Raw genomic sequence first — 21,713 nt, 5'->3', positions numbered from 1 at the left:
ATTTTTATGAGCATAAAGCCGAATAATAAATTCTTTTCCAAGAAAACAATAATAATTATGCCAATATTATTATTGTGCGCTTTTGCTTTTCATTATTTCTTTTTAACATCTAATCAAGCCTTTTCTGGTACAGGGGATGCGTTACGTCAATTTGGTTTTTTTACGTTTCTTCTACAACATGCCTTTAAAGATGGCAACCTTTTTTGGTCTTTTGATTATGGATTAGGTGGAGATTTATTTGGAGAGTTTAGTTATTATTACAGCACATCACCGTTTTTCTGGATTACACTGTTACTACCTAAACTAAGTCTTGAGCAAGTATATGACGTGAAATTATACATGAGTATTTTAAAAAACTTTTTAGCTATGGTATTCATATATGGTTCTTTACGTTACCATAATAAAACAGCATTCTCATCTTTTGTTGCTGCTATTATATATGGTGGTTGTATTACTTTCATCCGCCACTCTTTACTATGGGATTTCATGGCTGATGCCATTGTATTTTTACCATTAGTAATATGGGGACTTGATAAATATATTATTGAAAAGAAGCGCGGACTTTTCCTAATCGCTGCTACTTTAATGTTAGCATCAAACTTTTATTTTGCTTTTATCACAAGTATTTTCATATTTATTTATGCATTATTCCAATACTTTGCGACACAACAAAATAAAACGATTGTCTCTTTTCTAACTTATTATATTAGAATCGGTTTATTGTATGGATTATCACTCGGTTTAGCCGCCGTTTGCTTCCTCCCATCAGTTAATGCCGTATTTAGTGCTGATCGACTATCAAAAAAGTTTGAGATACCATTATTATTTGAAGATAAATTTTATAAAGATTTAATGGAAAATATTTTCTTCATGTATAATGCTGAAAATCATCAATTAGCTTTACCAGCTTTAATTTTATTCTTAATCGTATTTGGAATGTTTATACGTGATAAACTCGTTAAAAATAAAGTATTCTTTACGTTATTCATGTTCATTCTGTTTATGCTTCCATATACATATTCTGTGTTTAATGGTTTTTCAGCAATGCAATCTAGATGGTTCTATTTATTTGTATTTGTAATTGCCCAAACAATTGCATACATTCTAGATTGGATGATTATTCATAAGAAAGACTACAAATTACCTTATTTAATAAGTTTATTAGTGTCTATTGGATTATTCATTTATGCATTTTATAGAAAAGCAAATATAAATGTAACTGATAAACCTTTACAAGACGTTGATAACATTTTACTCGGAACTGTCGTTCTTTCTGTTATTACAGTATGTTTATGGCGTTATATTTCCAAACCTTTCATACAATTTTTAGTTGTATTGAATGTACTCGTTAGCACAATTTCTATGAATTATATGTATGCGAATAATATACTTAGCACCGTTTACGGACAGAGCCAGATTTCAACTGAAAAGTTACACGAACCAGGCTATGATAATAAAGAAGAAATTGCTGCAATTCGCTACATACAAGAAAATGATAAAGACTTTTATCGTATTCTTAATCCATATAGCGAATATAACACACCAATGCTACAAGGTTATCATGGCTTAAGTACGTATCAAAGCTTAGTTAATTATTATGTCCATGACTTTATGAAAAATAAATATGGTGTATTCCAAATGTACGATACACCTTCAATGTTTTATCAAGCTGATAGTCGACTACTACTTGAAAATATGCTAGGTGTAAAATATCGCGTATTAAGTGCTGATACAGATTCAAAGAATGTGCCTTATGGATATAAACTATTACAGCAAGTAGGACCGTATAATATTTACAAAAATGACTATGCTTTACCGTTAGGATATGTATATGATTCGGCTATAAGTGAGGAAGAATTTTCTAAATTAAACTTCGCTCAGCGTGATCAATTATTATTACATGCTGTTGTCGTTAATAATACAAAAGAATTTTCATTAAACCATTTTAATAAACAAGACCTTAAATCAAAGGCAGTATCTATTAAAACGGAAAAAGCAAAATTCGAAAACATAGAAAAACAAGAAAATAAACTAATTGTTCATGGCTTTGGAAATATGATTGTACCTATCAATTATCCTGATACACCTGGTGATCTACTGATAGAATTAAAATTAAAAAATGCAGGCACATTCAATGCAACTGTTAATGGAAAAACGATAGGAAAAGGGGACGATGCTGGTGCATACTCTTATCCGTTAGAAAGGTTTGTTTACAATTTGGGCAATGAGCGTCCAGAAAACCTAACTATCTCTATTGATATGGCAGGTGAGTATGAATTAGGTGACTTGCAAGCAAATATTGTAAACTATGAAAGTGTACAAAAAGAAACAAAAAAACTAACTGAAAATAGGCTTGAAAATATTTATTATAAGAACAATTATTTAAAAGGGGATATCAAATCAAATAAAGACGGGCTCTTATATTTATCTGTCCCATATAGTAAAGGCTGGACTATAAAAATTGATGGAAAAGAAACAGAATTTACGAAAGCGAATTCTGCCTTTATCGGTGTTCCCATTACAAAAGGTTCACATGTAATCGAAATGACTTACGTTACACCTTACTTCAAATTAGGTATGATTATATCAATCATCTCACTAATTATCTGTATAGCTTTACTAATTTTCAAAAATCCAAAAGCACGACGAAAATTTTCTTTTAAAAAGCAATAATGAGCAATCAATGAATCATGAATCTATCCAATTGGATAGATTCATATAAAAACGCATAACATTGTTTTAACCCACTACAAACAAGGAGTGTCAAAAATGACTCTTTCAATCGTTGTACCATGCTACAATGAAGAAAAGGTGCTTCGAGCCTTTTATTCAGAGACTTCTCTTGAAATTCATAAATTAACTACCGATTATGAATTTGTTTTTGTTAATGATGGTAGTAAAGATGATACTTTAAATATTTTACGTGATTTAGCTAGTTCAGATTCGTCAGTACACTACATATCATTTAGTCGAAACTTCGGAAAAGAAGCTGCAATGTTAGCTGGTTTAAAATATGCTACAGGCGATGCAATTGTTATTATGGATGCTGACTTACAACACCCTCCTACGTTAATAAAAGAACTGTTAGAAGGATATAACGACGGCTACGACCAAGTCATTGCAAAAAGAACAAGAACTGGTGATTCACCCGTTCGCTCTTTCGTCTCTCGTCTTTACTATAAAGTGATGAATAAATTTGTAGATATTGAATTAGTAGACGGTATTGGTGACTTTAGACTTTTAAGTCGAAGAGCAGTAGATTCTTTATTATCTTTAAGTGAATACAACCGATTTTCAAAAGGCTTATTTTCTTGGATCGGTTATAACGAATTAATCATTGAATATGAAAATGTATTACGTTCTGATGGAGAAAGTAAATGGACCTTCTCGAAATTATTAAATTACGGAATTGATGGTGTAATTTCATTTAATAATAAACCGTTACGTCTATCTATATATCTCGGATTACTAACAACCATTTTAGGACTTTTATACGTAATCACTACGTTCGTTCAAATCATCCTTGGTGGTGTGGAAGTTCCTGGTTACTTTACTCTCATTTCCGCTATACTATTTATTGGCGGTATTCAACTCATATTCCTAGGTGTTATTGGTGAATATATCGGTCGTATTTATTATGAAACAAAACGTAGACCGCATTTTATTGTAGCTGAAAAGAAAGTTAGTGAAGTTAAACAAAAGGCATAACCAAAAAGTTACTTCTGTAGGTAGAAGTAACTTTTTTATATACTAACATTTACAAACACTTCTTTTGAAAAAATATACATTTTGAAATGATGGCATTATATGAAAGAATTTAGTATCATGATTCAAGGTACTATTTCAAGTTGGACGGAGGATACTATGAGCTTATTAACAGTTGAAAAATTAGGACATACATTTGGTGATCGTACATTATTTAAAGATGTATCTATGCGATTATTAGCAGGTGAGCACGTTGGATTAGTTGGTGCAAACGGTGTTGGTAAATCAACATTCATGAATATCATTACTGGTCAGCTTATTCATGACCAAGGTCGTGTAGAATGGACACCGGGCACACATTACGGCTACTTAGATCAGCATACTGTTTTAACGCCTGGACGTACGATCCGTGACGTACTAGCGGATGCATTTTTACCGTTATTCGAAAAGGAAAAAGCTTTAAATGAAGTTACAGAAAAAATGGGAACTGCTACACCAGAAGAACTAGAAGAACTTCTTGAACAAATGGCAGAAATACAAGATGCACTTGAAGCAGGTGGTTTCTATTTACTAGATATGAAAATTGAAGAGGCTGCACGTGGTCTTGGAATTGATGCTATTGGTTTAGATCGTGATGTTTCAGCACTAAGTGGTGGACAACGTACAAAGGTATTGCTTGCAAAGCTATTACTTGAACAGCCAGAAGTATTATTGCTTGATGAACCTACTAACTATTTAGACGTTGAACATATTCATTGGTTAACAAATTATTTAAAAGAATACCCACATGCATTCTTATTAATTTCTCATGATACGGAATTTATGAACAAATGTGTTGATGTTATTTTCCATCTAGAATTCACAAAAATGACACGCTATACAGCGACATATGAAAAATTCCTAGAACTAGCAGAAATCAATAAAAATCAACATATAAACGCTTATGAAAAGCAGCGTGAGTTTATCAAAAAGCAAGAAGACTTCATTGCAAAGAACAAGGCTCGTTATTCAACAACAGGTCGTGCAAAGAGTCGTCAAAAACAACTTGATCGCATGGAGCTTATTGATCGTCCGGAAACAGCAATTAAACCGGAATTCTCATTTAAAGAAAGTCGCGCAAGTAGTCGCTTCGTCTTTGAAGGTGAAAATGTAGAAATCGGATATACACATCCGCTACTACCAAAGCTATCAATGACGATTGAACGTGGTGAAAAAATTGCTATTGTTGGATGTAACGGTGTTGGTAAATCAACGTTACTAAAAACAATCTTAGGTAAAATTAAACCTTTAAGCGGTAAAACAAGCCTTGGTGACTTCTTAGAGCCTGCATACTTTGAACAGGAAGTTAAAGCTGATAATATAACACCAATTGATGATGTATGGAATACATTCCCTGGTTTAGACCAGCATCAAATTCGTGCGATGTTAGCAAAATGCGGATTAAAAAATGAACATATTTCTCGCCCATTAAGTCAATTAAGTGGTGGAGAACAAGCAAAAGTTCGTTTATGTAAGCTAATGGGTGAGGAAAGTAACTGGCTACTATTTGATGAGCCGACAAACCATCTTGATGTTACAGCAAAAGCGGAACTTAAGAAGGCTATGAAAGCATATAAAGGAACAATCCTCCTTGTATGTCACGAACCGGACTTCTATGAAGATTGGATCACAAAAGTTTGGGATGTTGAAGAATGGTCTCAAAATAGTAAATAGTCTTTAAGAAAAAACTCCTTGTGTACACAAGGAGTTTTTTACTTGTTTCTATTAAGAATTTTTTATATTGTAGTATCCTATAAGGCGTAATCGAAATTCTTTTAATTCCGGATACGCCTCTAAATTTGCTAACATACCTCTAATTACCGGAATTCTTGGATTAAGCAATCGCATTTCCGCCTCTAAAACATCTAACGTTACTAACAACTCATCATCCTCTAATTGATCCGCTAAATTACGCTTAAATACAATAATTTCTTTTAAAAAATGCTCTTTAACTTGTTCCTTAATGAGCTCTGATTTACAAAGGAATTCTCCAAGCTTTTCTTCATGTAAAATAGGTTCTTCTGAAGATTCTACCAAACCATTTACTAAATGATCTACTCTTTTTAAAATAAAAGCAGCGACATACGATAAATCAATTTCTGGTGCTTGTAAAATAATTAATTCTAAATAACCACGGCATATGCCTTCTACTATAATTACTAAATCCAATAAATATGGCATAATCTTTTCACCATAAATGGACAATAAACTATTCCGATAAAATGCATGAGACTCTAACTTCATCCGCATCATAAATTCTTCCACTTCTTTATTAAACGGAATTGCATTTTCCCTTGCATGCATAATAATAAATTCTTTATGTTTTTGTATATCATTAAACTGACAGTGTAATTGTTTTGCAAATTTTTCACGTGGTAATAAAGACTCTTGTTCAATATCCAGCATTTTCTTTTGGATTTTGTCATAATAATATCGAAGTGTCGCTAATAAAAGCTCATCTTTTGATTTAAAATATAAGTAAAAAGCTCCCTTAGATATACCACTAGCTGTCACAATTTCCTGCACTGATGTCGCATTTACACCCTTAGTAGCAAATAACTTCATGGCCGATTCTATAATTAAACGCTCTTTTTCTTTCATATCTTCTCTCCTAAATTTAATCTCGCATCTGATTATAAATGTATTATACCATCTCTTTTTATTGACGTTTGACCGAACGGTCAGTTATATTATGTATTAGACTGACCAGTTGGTCAATATAATAAAAAGGGAGCGCAAACATGAACAAAATCATCAATTTCTCGTTAAAAAATAAGTTCGCAGTTTGGCTACTAACCATTATTGTTACTATTGCGGGGATCTACTCTGGACTCAATATGAAGCTGGAAACAATCCCTGATATTACAACACCGATTGTGACAGTAACTACGGTCTATCCTGGTGCTACACCAGAAGAAGTAGCTGATAAAGTTTCAAAGCCGATGGAAGAACAACTACAAAATTTAAGCGGTGTTAACGTTGTGAGCTCATCATCTTTTCAAAACGCATCTTCTATTCGAGTAGAATACGATTTTGATAAAAATATGGAAAAAGCAGAAACAGAAATTAAAGAAGCTCTTACGAATGTGAAGCTCCCAGATGGTGTTAAAGACCCTAAAGTTTCACGAGTAAACTTCAATGCTTTTCCTGTTATTTCGTTAAGCGTAGCAAGCAAGAATGAATCTTTAGCTACCTTAACTGAAAATGTAGAAAAGAATGTTGTACCAGGATTAAAAGGACTTGATGGTGTTGCATCTGTCCAAATTGCTGGCCAACAAGTAGATGAAGTACAGCTTGTCTTCAAGAAAGATAAAATGAAAGAACTAGGACTAAGTGAAGATACTGTAAAAAATGTGATTAAGGGATCGGATGTATCTTTACCACTTGGCTTATATACATTTAAAGACACGGAAAAATCAGTTGTTGTAGATGGCAATATTACAACGATTAAAGCATTAAAAGAACTTAAAATCCCAGCTATACCTTCCTCACCTAACGGTCAAGGTAGTCAAAATGCCGGCGCTGGTGCACAAACGCCGCAAATGAATCCAGCTGCTATGAACGGGATTCCAACAGTTACATTAGAAGAAATTGCTGACATTAAAGAAGTTGGGAAAGCAGAATCCATTTCTCGAACAAATGGAAAAGAAGCAATTGGAATTCAAATTGTGAAGGCCTCTGATGCAAATACAGTTGATGTTGTAAATGCAGTAAAAGATAAAGTAAAAGATCTTGAGAAAAAATATAAAGATTTAGAGATTATTTCAACATTCGACCAAGGTGCACCTATTGAAAAATCAGTTGAAACAATGCTAAGCAAAGCAATTTTCGGTGCTATCTTTGCGATCGTTATTATTATGCTGTTCCTGCGAAATATTCGAACAACGTTAATCTCTGTCGTTTCAATACCACTTTCTTTATTAATTGCTGTTTTAGTCATAAAGCAAATGGATATTACACTTAACATTATGACACTTGGAGCAATGACCGTTGCTATAGGCCGCGTTGTCGATGACTCAATTGTTGTTATTGAAAATATTTACCGACGTATGTCGTTATCAGAAGAGAAATTGCGCGGAAAAGATTTAATTCGTGAAGCTACGAAAGAAATGTTTATCCCAATTATGTCTTCTACCATCGTAACAATTGCTGTATTTTTACCACTTGGACTAGTAAAAGGTATGATTGGTGAAATGTTCTTACCATTCGCCTTAACTATCGTCTTCGCTTTATTAGCATCATTACTAGTAGCTGTTACAATCGTACCGATGCTAGCTCACTCTTTATTTAAGAAAGAGAGTATGAGGGAAAAAGAAGTACATCATGAAGAAAAACCAAGTAAATTAGCAAATGGGTATAAACGCATACTTGCATGGGCTTTAAATCACAAAATTATTACATCAAGTATCGCTGTCCTTCTATTGGTTGGTAGTCTTGCACTTGTACCAGTTATCGGTGTAAGTTTCTTACCTTCTGAAGAAGAAAAAATGATTATTGCAACATATAATCCTGAACCAGGTCAAACGTTAGAAGACGTTGAAAAAATTGCAACAAAAGCTGAGAAGCACTTCCAAGATAATAAAAACGTCAAAACAATTCAGTTCTCATTAGGTGGAGAGAATCCAATGAGTCCTGGTCAATCAAACCAAGCAATGTTCTTCGTGCAATATGATAACGACACGAAAAACTTTGAAAAAGAGAAAGAACAAGTCGTTAAAGATTTACAGAAGATGTCTGGCAAAGGCGAATGGAAAAACCAAGACTTCGGAGCAAGTGGCGGTAGTAACGAAATTAAACTATACGTTTACGGAGATAGCTCAGAAGACATTAAGCCTGTCGTAAAAGATATTCAAAATATCATGAAGAAAAATAAAGACTTAAAAGATATAGATTCTAGTATTGCAAAAACATATGCAGAGTACACTTTAGTCGCAGATCAAGAAAAGCTGAGTAAAATGGGCTTAACGGCTGCTCAAATTGGAATGGGACTTTCTAATCAACATGATCGCCCTGTTCTGACAACAATTAAAAAAGACGGTAAAGATATCAATGTATATGTAGAAGCTGAAAAACAAAATTATGAAACAATCGATGACTTAACAAATCGCAAAATTACAACACCACTTGGTAATGAAGTAGCTGTGAAAGATGTTATGACTGTAAAAGAAGGTGAAACATCGAATACAGTAACACACCGAGATGGACGTGTTTATGCAGAGGTTAGTGCCAAATTAACATCTGATGACGTTTCAAAAGCATCTGCTGCAGTACAAAAAGAAGTAGATAAAATGGATCTTCCTTCTGGTGTAGATGTTTCTATGGGCGGTGTTACTAAAGATATTCAAGAATCATTTAAGCAACTTGGCCTAGCGATGTTAGCTGCGATTGCCATTGTATACTTCGTTCTTGTCGTTACATTTGGTGGTGCCCTTGCACCATTCGCAATTTTATTCTCGCTACCATTTACAATTATTGGGGCTCTTGTTGCCTTATTAATCTCTGGTGAAACATTAAGTGTATCTGCAATGATTGGTGCGCTTATGTTAATCGGTATCGTTGTAACAAACGCAATCGTGCTTATCGACCGCGTTATTCATAAAGAAAATGAAGGACTATCAACACGTGAAGCTTTATTAGAAGCTGGTGCAACACGCCTTCGTCCAATTTTAATGACTGCAATTGCAACAATCGGTGCTCTTATCCCGCTTGCATTAGGATTTGAAGGTAGTGGCTTAATTTCTAAAGGGCTTGGTGTAACGGTAATTGGTGGATTAACAAGTTCAACGTTATTAACACTTCTTATTGTTCCAATCGTTTATGAAATATTAAGCAAATTTAAAAAGAAAAAAACAAAATAATAAAAAATAACCTCGCTAACTGCGAGGTTATTTTTTATTTCCAAACAAGATTAGGAAATCGCCATAGCCTTCTTTCTCTAATTCCTCTTTTGGAATAAATCGAAGAGCTGCGGAATTAATACAGTAACGAAGGCCATTTGGTCCTGGACCGTCTGGAAATACGTGCCCAAGATGTGAGTCTCCTTCTTTACTCCTCACTTCTGTACGTGTCATATTATGACTCACATCCATCTTTTCTTTCACACTTGCTGACATAACTGGTTTTGTAAAACTAGGTCATCCACATCCACTATCAAATTTGTCTAGAGAAGTAAATAGCGGCTCACCTGAAACGATGTCTACATAAAGACCTTCCTCTTTATGGTTCCAATACTCATTTCGAAATGGTGGTTCTGTACCATTTTCCTGCGTTACATAAAACTGCATCTCATTGAGTTTTTCTTTTAAATGAGCAGTATCCTTTGGCCAATGTTGCTTAATAAAAGCATCTCGTCCTGAGCCTTTACGATATAACTCATAGCGGAATGTGTTTTTCTTATGATATCCTTGGTGATATTCTTCAGCTGGATAAAATGTAGCTGCTGGTAGTATTTTTGTCGCAATTGGTTTTGAAAAGCGTCCACTCTGCTCAAGCCCTTCTTTTGAGGCCTCAGCTTTTTTATGTTGTTCTTCATTATGATAAAAAATCACCGTTTCATAAGACTGCCCGCGGTCGTGGAATTGCCCCCCAATATCGGTCGGATCAATTTGTCTCCAATATATATTTAATAACTCCTCATACGGCATTTTATTTGCATCAAATGTAATTTGTACTGCCTCATAATGTCCCGTCGTTTCAGAACATACTTCTTTATACGTTGGATTCTCTTTATGACCACCTGTATAGCCAGAAACAACCTTTATAATCCCTTCCATCTCTTCAAATGGCGAAACCATACACCAGAAGCACCCTCCAGCAAATGTAGCCAATTCTACCTTTTCATTTACAGCCATTACTTCACCCCTATTCTATATTCTCCTTACAGTATGGCATAAGAAACATAATGTTATAAAAGAAAAAGCATCGAACATCGATGCTTTTTCTCTACTTCACTTTATTTTTTCCAACATCCTTCTCCATTTCATCACTTGTCACGTCTAAAACATCTAGTAAGAAAATGAAGATTGGAATACCGATAATCAGTCCCCATACACCTAAGAAGTGCTCTGAGAAAATTAATACCATAAAAGTATAGAAAATCGGTAAATTTGTTTTTTGCGACATAAACTTCGGATTTAATACGTAACTTTCAAGCGCATGAATCACTGTTACGATAATCAAAATATAAACAACGTACATAATACCGCCAATATTATAAGCAATCATACAAAGTGGGAATAAAGAAATGATAACCCCGGCTACTGGAATTAATCCAAGCAAGAAAATCATTAATGCTAAACCTAATAATTGCGGAAATCCTAATATCCATAATGCGATAACTGAAAGAACACAGTTAACAACAGCAATTAAAAATTGCGCTTCGATTACCTTTCCAAATGAACGTGCAAATTTCTTTCCGAAGTACTCAATTTCAGTATAGAAAATTGCAAGCCTGCTTTCTTTAAACTTTGCAGTAAAACCGACAATACGAGATTTTTCTAATAAGAAAAACAAACTCAAAATTAAAGAAAGTAAAACTTGAAGGCCAAATTTACCAACATTCGTAATTGATTTATACAAAATGTCTACGCCTTGTCCTACATATTTAGAAAGCTCCATATGATTGACAGCATTAACTGCATACTTAATTAGTTCACTATCTGGTGGGTTTCTTAAAAATACATTGAATTGGTAAATCAATTGTGAAATTTGTATCGTTAATACTGGTAAATATTTAAATAGCGTAATGGCAATTCCACCAATTAACATTACATATAGAAACGCTATAATAATTTTTCGATTAATAGGCATGAAATGATCTAATTTGCGGGAAATAAACTTTTGGAATCGATCCATTAAATACGTGAGAATAAACGTAATTAATATTAAATTCAACATACTTTGCAGCCCGTATAACACGAGAGCAAGTATTACTAATACGAGTAACCTCTGGAATCCTTTACTTTGAAACAGGTTTTTTATTTGCATAATCGACGAATACTCTCTCCTGTCCTATAAACTAAAACGTTAATAAGTAGATTTCTCTCTTTTTTCTACTTTTAATTATTATTCATATTAAGATTTTTATAAACTCATTATATGCCTACCTTAACAGGTATATAGTAGCTTACTTCTTATTTTACAATACAATGACCTAATTCAAAACGTATTCTACATAGTATTAATGAAGATTTAAGGAAACTTACATTTTTTTAAATAGGTCTTACCACTACTGTAACATAAAAAGCAAGCTATCAGTAGAAATCTGTCCTACAAATAGCTTGCTTTTCTTATTTTTTAAGTAAGTTTTACTATCCAATGAATGGTATGAACATTGGGATGACAACTACTGTTACAACTCCAACTACCGTTACAGCAATACTTGCCATCGCTGCCTCTACCTCACCCATTTCAATTCCTACCGCAACTCCTAATGCATGACCCGCTGTTCCAAGTGCTAAACCTTTTGCAATCGGATGTTTCACTCTAAATGTTTTTAAGAATAATGCTCCTAATGCGTATACGATAACTGCGTTGAAAATAACTGCAAACGATGTAATTGCTGGAATACCACCAATACTTTCTGAAATTGGTAACGCAATTGCTGTTGTTGCTGCTTGTGGTAGCATTGAATTCATTACTGCTGTATCTAAACCGATTGCTTTTGCAACAATGAACACGACAATTACTGAGCAAATAGATCCAACCACGATAGCTGATAAAATTTGCCACCAATATTTTTTCAACTTATCAACTTGTTTATAGAGTGGGATAGCAAATGCAATTGTTGCTGGCTCTAAGAAGAAACTAATCATTTTTCCGCCAGTATTATATTCTTCAAAAGTAAAGTTACCTACCTTTAGAAAGACAATCCCTAATACCATCGCTACGAATAATGGTGTAAATAGGAAGAACCCTTTTGAATGCTTGAATAATAATGTTCCGATTCCGTATGCGATTAATGAAACGACGATTCCGAAATATGGAGTCATTGTGCTTGCCATGTTCATTACCTCCTAACAATATATAAATGCAATGGTTACGCAACCTTTCCGTGCTTGCGTCCTTTATTTACTACTTTCAATTCTTTTGTATCTTCTGTTTCTTTTTCATCTTTTCCTAAAATAAATTGTGCAAATAACCCTGTTACAGCAAGTAAAATAACTGTTGCTACAACAATTACAGTTAAAATTTGTACAAAGTATTGCCCCATTACACCAAGAGAATTAATAACTGAAATACCTGATGGGACGAATAAGAATCCAATAATACCTGTTAAAGCTGTTCCGAGTGATTCAACTTGCTCCAATTTAATAACTTTTAAACATAATAGACTAAATAAAATAACTAACCCGATTACCGATGAAGGCATTGGAATTGGTAAATGTGTTGCAATAATATTAGAAATTAACATAATAGCTGAGAATATGAATGCTTGTGATAAGAAACTATATACTTTTTTCGTACTCATTTTGGCCACCTCTTTCGATTTGGTACCTTTATTGTATAGGATACAAACGTATAAGTAAGCGTTTACATAACAGAACGTCAAATATACAGAATCAGTTACAAATATAAAAGGATGAAATACAAAAGCTGCTTCTTAAATACGAAGCAGCTTCTTGAGTTCTTTTGCATATGTACGGCTAACAGGTACTTTCGATCCTTCTTTCATGATTAAATTATAAGTAGAATTAAACCATGGCTGAATTTCAGTAATATGATTAATATTCGCAATAAAGCTACGGTGTACGCGCATGAAGCTTGCTTGTGGTAACTTCTTCTCTAAAATTACAAGTGTATCATGTGTTACATACGTTTCCCTCGTTGTTTTTACTGTTACTTTCCCATCTACAAGCCCTACATATATAATATCTTCAATATTCACAAGTACGATTGATTCTTCAATTGGTAATGCTAATTTATGCATCTCTGCTGTTACATCTGTCCCCTTTATTTCGTGCTTCGTTTCTATTTGCGCTTGTTTTTGTTTTTTATACTTCTTTAATGTCTGCACAATACGCTCTTCATCAAATGGTTTTAAAATGTAGTCTAACGCATCTACTTCAAATGCTTGCAGCGCATATTGATCATAGGCAGTAGCAAATACAATTGCAGGTGGATTTTTCATCTTCTTTAATATATTCGCGATTTCAAATCCGTTATCATCGGATAATTGAATATCTAAAAACACAATATCTGGTCTACTTTGCATTAGTTCTTCTAATGCGTCTTCCACACAATCAGCCTCACCAATTATCTCAACTTCTTTCGTTCTCTCTAATAAATACTTTAGTTCATCACGTGCTAACATTTCATCGTCAACTACTAATACTTTTAACACCCGGCTCTTCCTCCCCTACTTTTTTTGGAATAATAAAGGTAATCTCCGTCCCTTTATTTAATTCACTTTCAATATGAAGCATCGTTTCTTTCCCAAATAACCCAATAAGACGTTCATTAATATTATATAAAGCTGTTCCAGTCCCTTTCTTTGACGAAACTACCATCTTTCCTAATTGTTCTAAACGTTCTTCCTCAATTCCCTGTCCATTATCTTTTACTTCAAAGTGAACCATACCCTCTTTTTCAAAAACATGCACTTCCACTTCGCATACTGGTTGCTTCTTCGGAAAAGCATGTCGCAATGCATTTTCAACCAATAGTTGAAGAACAAATGGTGGTACTAAAGTTGTCTTTAGCTCATCTTCAATATACATCTTTACCTCATACTTATTTGGGAACCTTGCTTGTTCTAGTGATAAGTATGCCTGTACATGGTTTAATTCTTGTTCTAGTGGAATCAATAACTGACGTGCCCCTTGCAAATTACAACGGAAATATACGCTAAGCTGTAATAATAACTTCCTTGCTTTTTCTACATCTGTTCGGCATAGAGCTGATACTGTATTAATCGCATTAAATAAAAAGTGTGGGTTAATTTGCGCTTGTAATGCTTTTATCTCCGCATCTTGAAGTAATTTACTTTGCAACTCAGCTTCTCCTAACTCTAACTGCGTGGAGAATATTTTTGCTAACCCTTCTGCTAATTCCTCTTCCACACGACTTAACTGGTTAGGATTTTTGAAATAGAGTTTTAATGTCCCTATCGTATTTCCATGCGAAGTTAGTGGAATTACAATCGCCGCTTGCAAAGGGCAGCCTTCATGTTGACAATTAATAACCTCACGTGATTTCGCTTTCATTATTTTCCCTGTGTTTAACACTTCTTTCGACAAACCGGTTATTAAACTATGTGAAGGAATATGGTGATCTGATGCTAATCCAACATGAGCTAATATTTTCTCTGTATCTGTTAAGGATACCGCATCTGTTCCTGTAAAACGGTGAATAATTTGTGCCACATGCTTACATGATTCTTCTGTTAAGCCTTGGCGGAAATACGGTAACGTTTTATCTGCAATACGTAATACTTTATGGGTCTGAAGTGCCTTTGCATTCTCCTCCTGACGCAAAATAGCTTGTATCATAGAAAGTAAAATAAAACTTCCAAAACTATTTACAAGAATCATTGGTATCGCTATTGTTTTCACAACGCTAATTCCATCCTCTATAATTAATAAAATCATTAGCATTTCTAAAGATACGATAAAAACACTTAAAACTGCTGAAAACTTAGGAGTAATTGTACGATTATATTTTTTGAAAATATATCCAATATAACCAGTTATAATCCCAGCTAAAATAGAAGAGATTGCGCAGCTTAGCGCTGTCGTACCACCAAGCATATAACGATGAATACCAGCAATAAATCCTACTCCAACCCCTACGATAGGGCCACCAAGTAAGCCGCTAATACCGACACCCATAATACGCGTATTCGCAATTGTACTTGACGAAGAAACACCTTGTAACCAGTTTTCATTCATAATCGTATTTCCTGCTATTTCAATCCCAGTGTAATTGCTTACAATTGTAAATACCGAAAAAATACAAATAAGCTTCAGCTTATCTACATAGCCATCCTGTTTATGAAGGAGGCGTCTGAAAGTTTTAATATGAGAGAGTAAAAATCCTAAAATAACTATAAGTCCGACTCGTTCGATCATCATGAGTACTAAATTTAGCATCTTTGATTCATTCCTTTTTATTTAGTTAGTTTTATTATGGGAAAATAATGAAGTCGGCGTCAAGAAGAACGAAATGTTTTTTGAAATATTTTACACATAATAACTTCCTCTTTATTTGACAATACAATAGAAGAGTGCTAAAAATAAAGTAATATAATACAGTCCTTTAACCCAACCCCGTGAGGTTGAGAAGGAAGTCGGAATACAATATACGTATGTTCTTTTTTGGGGATACGTATGCTTTTTTGGCCTTCTCATCATATCAGGTGAGAAGGCCTTTTGTTATTCTTCCATAGCGACTGTAGAAAATAAGGAGGAGTAATAATGAACGTCACTACTGATGTACAACAAACAACAGAGGAGACAAAAGCGAAAAGATATAAAACATTATTTGGTTCTGCGCTAGGATATGCAGCAGAAGGTTTAGATATGTTGCTATTATCTTTCGTACTTGTCTATATTTTAAAAGAGTTTCACTTAAGTCCTGTTGAAGGTGGAAACTTAACTTTAGCTACCACAATAGGAATGTTAATTGGTTCTTATTTATTTGGATTTATTGCTGATTTATTTGGCCGTATTCGTACAATGGCCTTCACAATCTTACTGTTTTCACTAGCAACCGCACTCATTTATTTCGCAACAGACTACTGGCAATTATTAATTCTGCGCTTTTTAGTTGGAATGGGAGTTGGTGGTGAATTCGGAATCGGAATGGCCATCGTAACAGAAACCTGGTCTAAAGAAATGCGCGCTAAAGCGACATCTGTTGTTGCACTTGGATGGCAATTTGGTGTACTGATTGCTTCACTCCTTCCAGCATTTATTGTCCCACACTTTGGATGGAGAGCCGTTTTCTTATTTGGATTAATTCCAGCTTTACTAGCTGTCTATGTCCGTAAAAGTTTAAGTGAACCGAAAATATGGGAGCAAAAACAACGCTACAAAAAGGAACTGTTGCAAAAAGAAGCTACAGGTAAATTAACAACTACTGAAGCAGAACAACTAAAACATATAAAAAAATTCCCACTTCGAAAGTTATTTGCCAATAAAAAAGTAACAATTACAACAATTGGTCTTATTATTATGTTGTTTATCCAAAACTTCGGATATTACGGAATCTTCACATGGATGCCCACTATTTTAGCAAATAAATATAACTATACATTAGCAAAAGCAAGTGGCTGGATGTTCATTTCTACCATCGGTATGCTAATTGGAATTGCAATCTTTGGTATTCTAGCTGATAAAATTGGTCGCCGTAAAACTTTTGCAATCTATTATATTGGCGGTACAGCATACTGTCTCATTTACTTCTTCTTATTCACAGATTCAACATTATTATTATGGGGAAGTGCATTGCTTGGATTCTTTGCAAATGGAATGATGGGAGGATTTGGAGCAATTTTAGCTGAAAACTATCCTGCTGAAGCTCGCTCTACCGCTGAAAACTTTATTTTCGGTACAGGACGTGGGTTAGCTGGATTTGGGCCTGTTATTATTGGCTTACTCGCTACAGGTGGCAACCTACTTGGAGCATTGTCCTTGATTTTTATCATCTACCCAATCGGGTTAATTACAATGCTACTATGTGTACCAGAAACAAAGGGAAAAGTATTAGATTAAACGTAAAAGAGGAAGCATCTTATTTAAGATGCTTCCTCTTTTACGTTTTTATTTATTTTGATTTACTAGCCTTCTGAAATAAGAATGCAGTTTTATCTTCTTCTTTTACAATACCTTGTTTTAATGCTAATTCTCCCGCAACTTTAGGCGCTAACCATAGCATTGGGAATAACAAAATTGATACCGGAACTGCCGTCACCACGATAAACGATTGTAGCGCATTAATACTTCCTTCACCCATATATAAAAGAATTGCTGCAACTGCGCCCATAATAAGCGACCAAAAAATTCGCAAACTAATTCTAGGATCTCCGTCTCCAGTCACTGCCATTGAAATGGAATACGCCATTGAATCCCCTGTTGTCACTACAAATAAAATTGTTAATAAAAGAAATGCTGGTCCAATAATATTAGAAAGTGGCAATTGTCCTGTAATTGCAATCATAGCTGCCGGCATACCAGATTCACTTAATGCGTCCGAGATAGACCCAGGATTCATCAACTCATAAAACACGCCTGATCCACCTAATATAGTAAACCAAAACGTTGTAATAATAGGTGCGATAATTCCAATTGCAACGATGATTTCTCGAATCGTTCTCCCTCTTGAAATTCGACTCACTAAAATTGCCATCATTGGTCCGTATCCAATAAACCATCCCCAGAAAAAGATTGTCCAAGATCCTAACCAACTTGTATCACCACGGTATGTGCTCATCGGTATAAACTCATTTACATAAAATCCAAACGAAGAAACAAACGAATCAATAATAAATCCACCTGGCCCAAATAGTAATATGAATGCCATTAATACAATTGCCAATCTAACATTTAAATTACTTATAATTTGAATCCCTTTATCAATACCTGTTACTGCCGATATGGTAGACACGGCCACCACACAAACAATAATTGCTAATTGAGTAGTAAACACATTAGAAATTCCAAATAATTCTTGTAATCCATAACTTGCTTGTAAACCTAAAAATCCAATTGGGCCAATTGTACCTGCAGCTACTGCAATAATTGCAGCTGCATCAATTATCGTTCCAAGCAGGCTCTTTCTTAATTTTTCCCCAAAAATAGGATATAAAAGCGTTCGAGGTTTTAGCGGCATATCTTTATGATAATGTCCATACATCATAACTACCGCACTAATTGTACCTAAAATCGTCCATGCTAAAAATCCCCAATGCATATAACTTTGTGCTAAAGCAGGCATAACTGCTTCTTTCGTTCCAGCAGATATACCATCATGTATTGGTGGCACCGTCATCAAATGATACATTGGCTCTGCTGCTGCCCAAAAAACGCCACCTCCGGCAAGTAATGTAGACATAATAATAGCAAGCCATTTTGCCGTACTAATCTCAGGTTTTTCTAATCCTCCAAGCTTAACTCTCCCATATTTGGAGAACGCCATACACATCGCAACAATAAATGTACCTAATAATAAAACTTGCCAGAAGGCACCGAAATATTTAATTGAAAAAGCGAAACTTTTATTAATCGCACTCTCTACATAATCCTTGTTCAAAAAAACTGCAATTACAAATAATAAAAGTGAACCACCACTAATAATAAATACAGGCCAATCAGTTTTTCGACTCTTCATCCTCATTTACACTTCCTCCTTCCTCAGCAATCTAAAAAAACAACTTTATTATGTTTTATTGTTTAAAACCAAAACACAATAATTATATATGCATAACATTTTATCGACTTCCCACATACTTATGTTGTCCCTAAAAATATGCCAAATCCCTTATTAAAAAGAAAGAATCTCTTCCTCTTACATAAAAAAGCAAAACAAAAGACCTTATATTTCTATAAGGTCTTCGAAACAGAAATTTGATTATAACATAAGGAACTCCTTGGTTCAAAAAGCCTCTTCCAAAAATAACCGAGAGTAAAGGCTTCCATTTGCTACATAACAGTAATTAAAAAAATTATATTTCACAGAAAAAAACTACACTAAATATCATTTATGAAAGAAATTTGGCTTCAAAATTTCATTCGGATACGGTTTATGATAAATGTGGGTGGTAGCTGGAGATAATGGTGGAATAAGCCATACCCAATTACCTGTTACAACACGACCACAAGCAGCTTCTTGCTTCTCAAATTGCTGAAATTGTTGTGCAGCAGTATGGTGATCAACAATACTAACTCCTTGTTTTTTAAAGGAGTGTAGTACGGCAATATTCAACTCAATTAGCGCCTTATCTTTCCATAAGGTACCGTTTCTCGATGTATCTAAATCGTAGAGTAGGAAGCGAGCGCCTTGTCATATTGCTATGATAGGTTTCTCAAAACCCCTCACCGAACCGTACGTACTCCTCTCAGAGTATACGGCTCTCCATCAATTGCTTGTCAAAGTTATTTTTTTCTGTTTTTCGCTATAAGTTCTACTCTCATATCATAGTGAATTTCATTATGGCAATCCTCACATACGGCTAATGTTTTGCGTCTACGGGCAATCATTAATTTTTGCCATTTGGCTTTGCCTTTCTCAACATCTTTCATTTTTCGGACATGGTGCATTACTAAGTTAGAATCGGTTTTACCACAATGTTCACATTTGTTGGCTGACAACCTATCCATAAGACTAGTTGTTGACATATGAACTCTTGAGGCTAACAAGTTGTCGATGTTATTTTCTTGTGTTTTCATCTTAGTTATATCAACCGTTCTAAATCCTTCCCTGTAGAAAGAATGAGAGTGTTGTTTGCCTTTTTTATCTTTGTAATTGACTATGAATACACCGTTTTTGCAATATTTCCCCTTAATTTTTCCGATTGAGCTTTTATATTTATTGGCGAATGTTTTATACATGCTGTATTCTAGAACGTAACTGAATTTTTGGAGTACCGTTGAATTAACTGCATATTTGTAGTAGTTGTACATCCCTCTGATCTGTAATACATAATTATGTAGTATTTCCAAATCATCTAGGTGTGCCATTTCCGGTCTATGCTTTGGTTTCCAAGTTTCTTTCCCATTCACATACTTCATTTCTAAAACATTCAGGGCAAGTAATTTATTTCGCCATGTTTCATGGGGGATTTCAAGTCTTACTTTTAGATTGTGATGTCTTCTTTTTGCACCTTTCACCGAGTATTTGGTAAATAACTCGTTTCTAGTGATATTGACGTTGTACCCAAGAAATGTTGCTTTCTTGCTAGAGTGGGTGATAAGTGTTTTTTCTTCTGATAAAGTTAATTTTAATTCTTCATTGAGAAATTGAGCTATATCAGATTTAATGGCTTTGGCATCATCTTTACTGCCGATTATCATTACAATAAAGTCATCAGCATATCTAACATATTTTAGTGACTTAAATTTATCCGACATTGGATTGTAGTAGGGACGTTGTCCCCTTTCCTTAACCCATTCGTTGACTTGCTCGATTAATTCCTGAGCTTCATTGTGTTTACCTTGTTCTCTTAGTAAGTCTGCTTTCTTACGCCCTCTTTTTATTTTGAGGTGTAAGTATTGATATCTTTTATCAACTTCTCTGTCTTTTGGTTGACCTTTTCCGAACTTTTCAGCGTATTTTTCCATGTATATATCTAGTTCGTTTAGATATATGTTGGCAAGAAGAGGACTGAGAATCCCTCCTTGTGGTGTTCCACTGAATGTTTTGTGGAATTGCCAATCCTCCATGTACCCAGCTCTTAGGAACTTCCATATTAATCCGATGAGTGTTTCGTCATTGATACGTTTTCTTAGTAGGTTAATTAGGATATGGTGGTCGATATTGTCAAAGAAACCTTGAATATCACCTTCAATAAACCATTTAGTTCCATTACCACTCTTTTTAATTTGTTTCAAAGCTGTATGACAACCCCTATTTTTCCTGAATCCATGTGAGTTCTCAGAGAAGTTTGGTTCATAAATTGCTTCTAAGATATACTTTATTACTAATTGGACAAGTTTATCGTCAAATGTCGGTACCCCAAGAGGACGTTTTTTCTTACTCCCTTTTTTATCAATATATACTCGCTTAACAGGAGTAGGTTTATAGTTACCATTTTTAATGTTGTTGATGATTTTAGATACTCTATTTTTTGAGAAGCCATCAACAGTTTTATTTATGGTTCCTCTGGTCATATTACCTGGATTGGCATATATTTCTTGATAACCTTTATAGTAGAATTCTGGATTATAAAGATTTCTATATAATCTTTTGAACTTATAGTTTTCTTTAATAGTATTCTTCGACAAGGTGTTCAATACATAAACTGGATTTCTCAT

The 21,713-nt window shown here is 34.3% G+C and carries 13 protein-coding genes and 2 pseudogenes; 5 read left to right on the top strand and 10 right to left on the bottom strand.

Annotated elements, in window-relative coordinates; genetic code table 11:
* Positions 1-6 precede the first annotated feature (6 nt).
* The 3 genes from QCI79_RS13755 (at position 7) to QCI79_RS13745 (ending at position 5,418) form a co-directional block, all read left to right on the top strand.
* The gene (locus QCI79_RS13755; RefSeq protein WP_000023702.1) at positions 7-2,673 is read left to right on the top strand and encodes a YfhO family protein; all 2,667 of its coding nucleotides are present in this window, start codon (positions 7-9) and stop codon (positions 2,671-2,673) included.
* A gap of 96 nt (positions 2,674-2,769) precedes the next feature.
* Positions 2,770-3,708 carry a glycosyltransferase family 2 protein gene (locus QCI79_RS13750; RefSeq protein WP_000175827.1) on the top strand — a complete coding sequence of 313 codons (939 nt, stop codon included), beginning with the start codon at positions 2,770-2,772 and terminating at the stop codon, positions 3,706-3,708.
* 156 nt (positions 3,709-3,864) lie between these two features.
* Complete coding sequence (locus tag QCI79_RS13745; protein WP_000055410.1) at positions 3,865-5,418, top strand: ABC-F family ATP-binding cassette domain-containing protein; 1,554 nt, start codon at positions 3,865-3,867, stop codon at positions 5,416-5,418.
* Between the two features lie 51 nt (positions 5,419-5,469).
* Here the strand turns inward: QCI79_RS13745 and QCI79_RS13740 are convergent, their stop codons facing one another.
* Positions 5,470-6,345, bottom strand: coding sequence for a TetR/AcrR family transcriptional regulator (locus QCI79_RS13740; protein WP_000659640.1), 876 nt, complete (start codon positions 6,343-6,345; stop codon positions 5,470-5,472).
* 140 nt (positions 6,346-6,485) lie between these two features.
* Between QCI79_RS13740 and QCI79_RS13735 the strand changes: the two genes are divergently transcribed.
* Positions 6,486-9,602, top strand: a complete 3,117-nt coding sequence (locus QCI79_RS13735) for an efflux RND transporter permease subunit (RefSeq protein ID WP_001033505.1) — start codon at positions 6,486-6,488, stop codon at positions 9,600-9,602.
* Between the two features lie 27 nt (positions 9,603-9,629).
* On the opposite strand, the pseudogene msrB reads toward QCI79_RS13735, so the two are convergent.
* The 6 genes and pseudogenes from msrB to lytS all read right to left on the bottom strand — a co-directional run bounded on the left by msrB (position 9,630) and on the right by lytS (position 15,833).
* A pseudogene (gene msrB, locus QCI79_RS13730) lies at positions 9,630-10,595 on the bottom strand (peptide-methionine (R)-S-oxide reductase MsrB).
* A 91-nt stretch (positions 10,596-10,686) separates the two neighbouring features.
* Positions 10,687-11,730: an AI-2E family transporter gene (locus tag QCI79_RS13725; protein WP_001166008.1), complete on the bottom strand. Its 1,044-nt coding sequence runs from the start codon at positions 11,728-11,730 to the stop codon at positions 10,687-10,689.
* Positions 11,731-12,053: 323 nt separating this feature from the next.
* Positions 12,054-12,746, bottom strand: coding sequence for an antiholin-like protein LrgB (lrgB, locus tag QCI79_RS13720; RefSeq protein ID WP_000168868.1), 693 nt, complete (start codon positions 12,744-12,746; stop codon positions 12,054-12,056).
* Between the two features lie 35 nt (positions 12,747-12,781).
* Positions 12,782-13,213: an antiholin-like murein hydrolase modulator LrgA gene (gene lrgA, locus QCI79_RS13715; protein WP_000104901.1), complete on the bottom strand. Its 432-nt coding sequence runs from the start codon at positions 13,211-13,213 to the stop codon at positions 12,782-12,784.
* 132 nt (positions 13,214-13,345) lie between these two features.
* Positions 13,346-14,086, bottom strand: a complete 741-nt coding sequence (locus QCI79_RS13710; protein ID WP_000921841.1) for a LytR/AlgR family response regulator transcription factor — start codon at positions 14,084-14,086, stop codon at positions 13,346-13,348.
* A complete protein-coding gene (gene lytS / locus QCI79_RS13705) occupies positions 14,064-15,833 on the bottom strand; it encodes a two-component system sensor histidine kinase LytS (RefSeq protein WP_000933590.1) in 1,770 nt (589 codons plus the stop codon). Before lytS ends, QCI79_RS13710 begins: the two co-directional genes overlap by 23 nt.
* 324 nt (positions 15,834-16,157) lie before the next feature.
* On the opposite strand from lytS, the gene QCI79_RS13700 reads away from it, so the two are divergent.
* A complete protein-coding gene (locus QCI79_RS13700; RefSeq protein ID WP_021727850.1) occupies positions 16,158-17,456 on the top strand; it encodes an MFS transporter in 1,299 nt (432 codons plus the stop codon).
* Between the two features lie 52 nt (positions 17,457-17,508).
* Here the strand turns inward: QCI79_RS13700 and QCI79_RS13695 are convergent, their stop codons facing one another.
* The 3 genes and pseudogenes from QCI79_RS13695 to QCI79_RS13685 all read right to left on the bottom strand — a co-directional run bounded on the left by QCI79_RS13695 (position 17,509) and on the right by QCI79_RS13685 (position 21,713).
* Positions 17,509-19,077 (bottom strand): BCCT family transporter, encoded by a 1,569-nt coding sequence (locus QCI79_RS13695; protein ID WP_001242443.1) that lies wholly within the window; start codon positions 19,075-19,077, stop codon positions 17,509-17,511.
* Positions 19,078-19,437: 360 nt separating this feature from the next.
* A pseudogene (locus QCI79_RS13690) lies at positions 19,438-19,725 on the bottom strand (nitric oxide synthase oxygenase); the annotation flags it as partial.
* 110 nt (positions 19,726-19,835) lie between these two features.
* Positions 19,836-21,713, bottom strand: coding sequence for a reverse transcriptase domain-containing protein (locus QCI79_RS13685; protein WP_031310562.1), 1,878 nt, complete (start codon positions 21,711-21,713; stop codon positions 19,836-19,838).

This window comes from Bacillus cereus group sp. MG1 (assembly GCF_040460035.1).
Classification (GTDB): Bacteria; Bacillota; Bacilli; order Bacillales; family Bacillaceae_G; genus Bacillus_A; species Bacillus_A cereus.
This window is presented reverse-complemented; position numbering and strand designations above follow the sequence as displayed.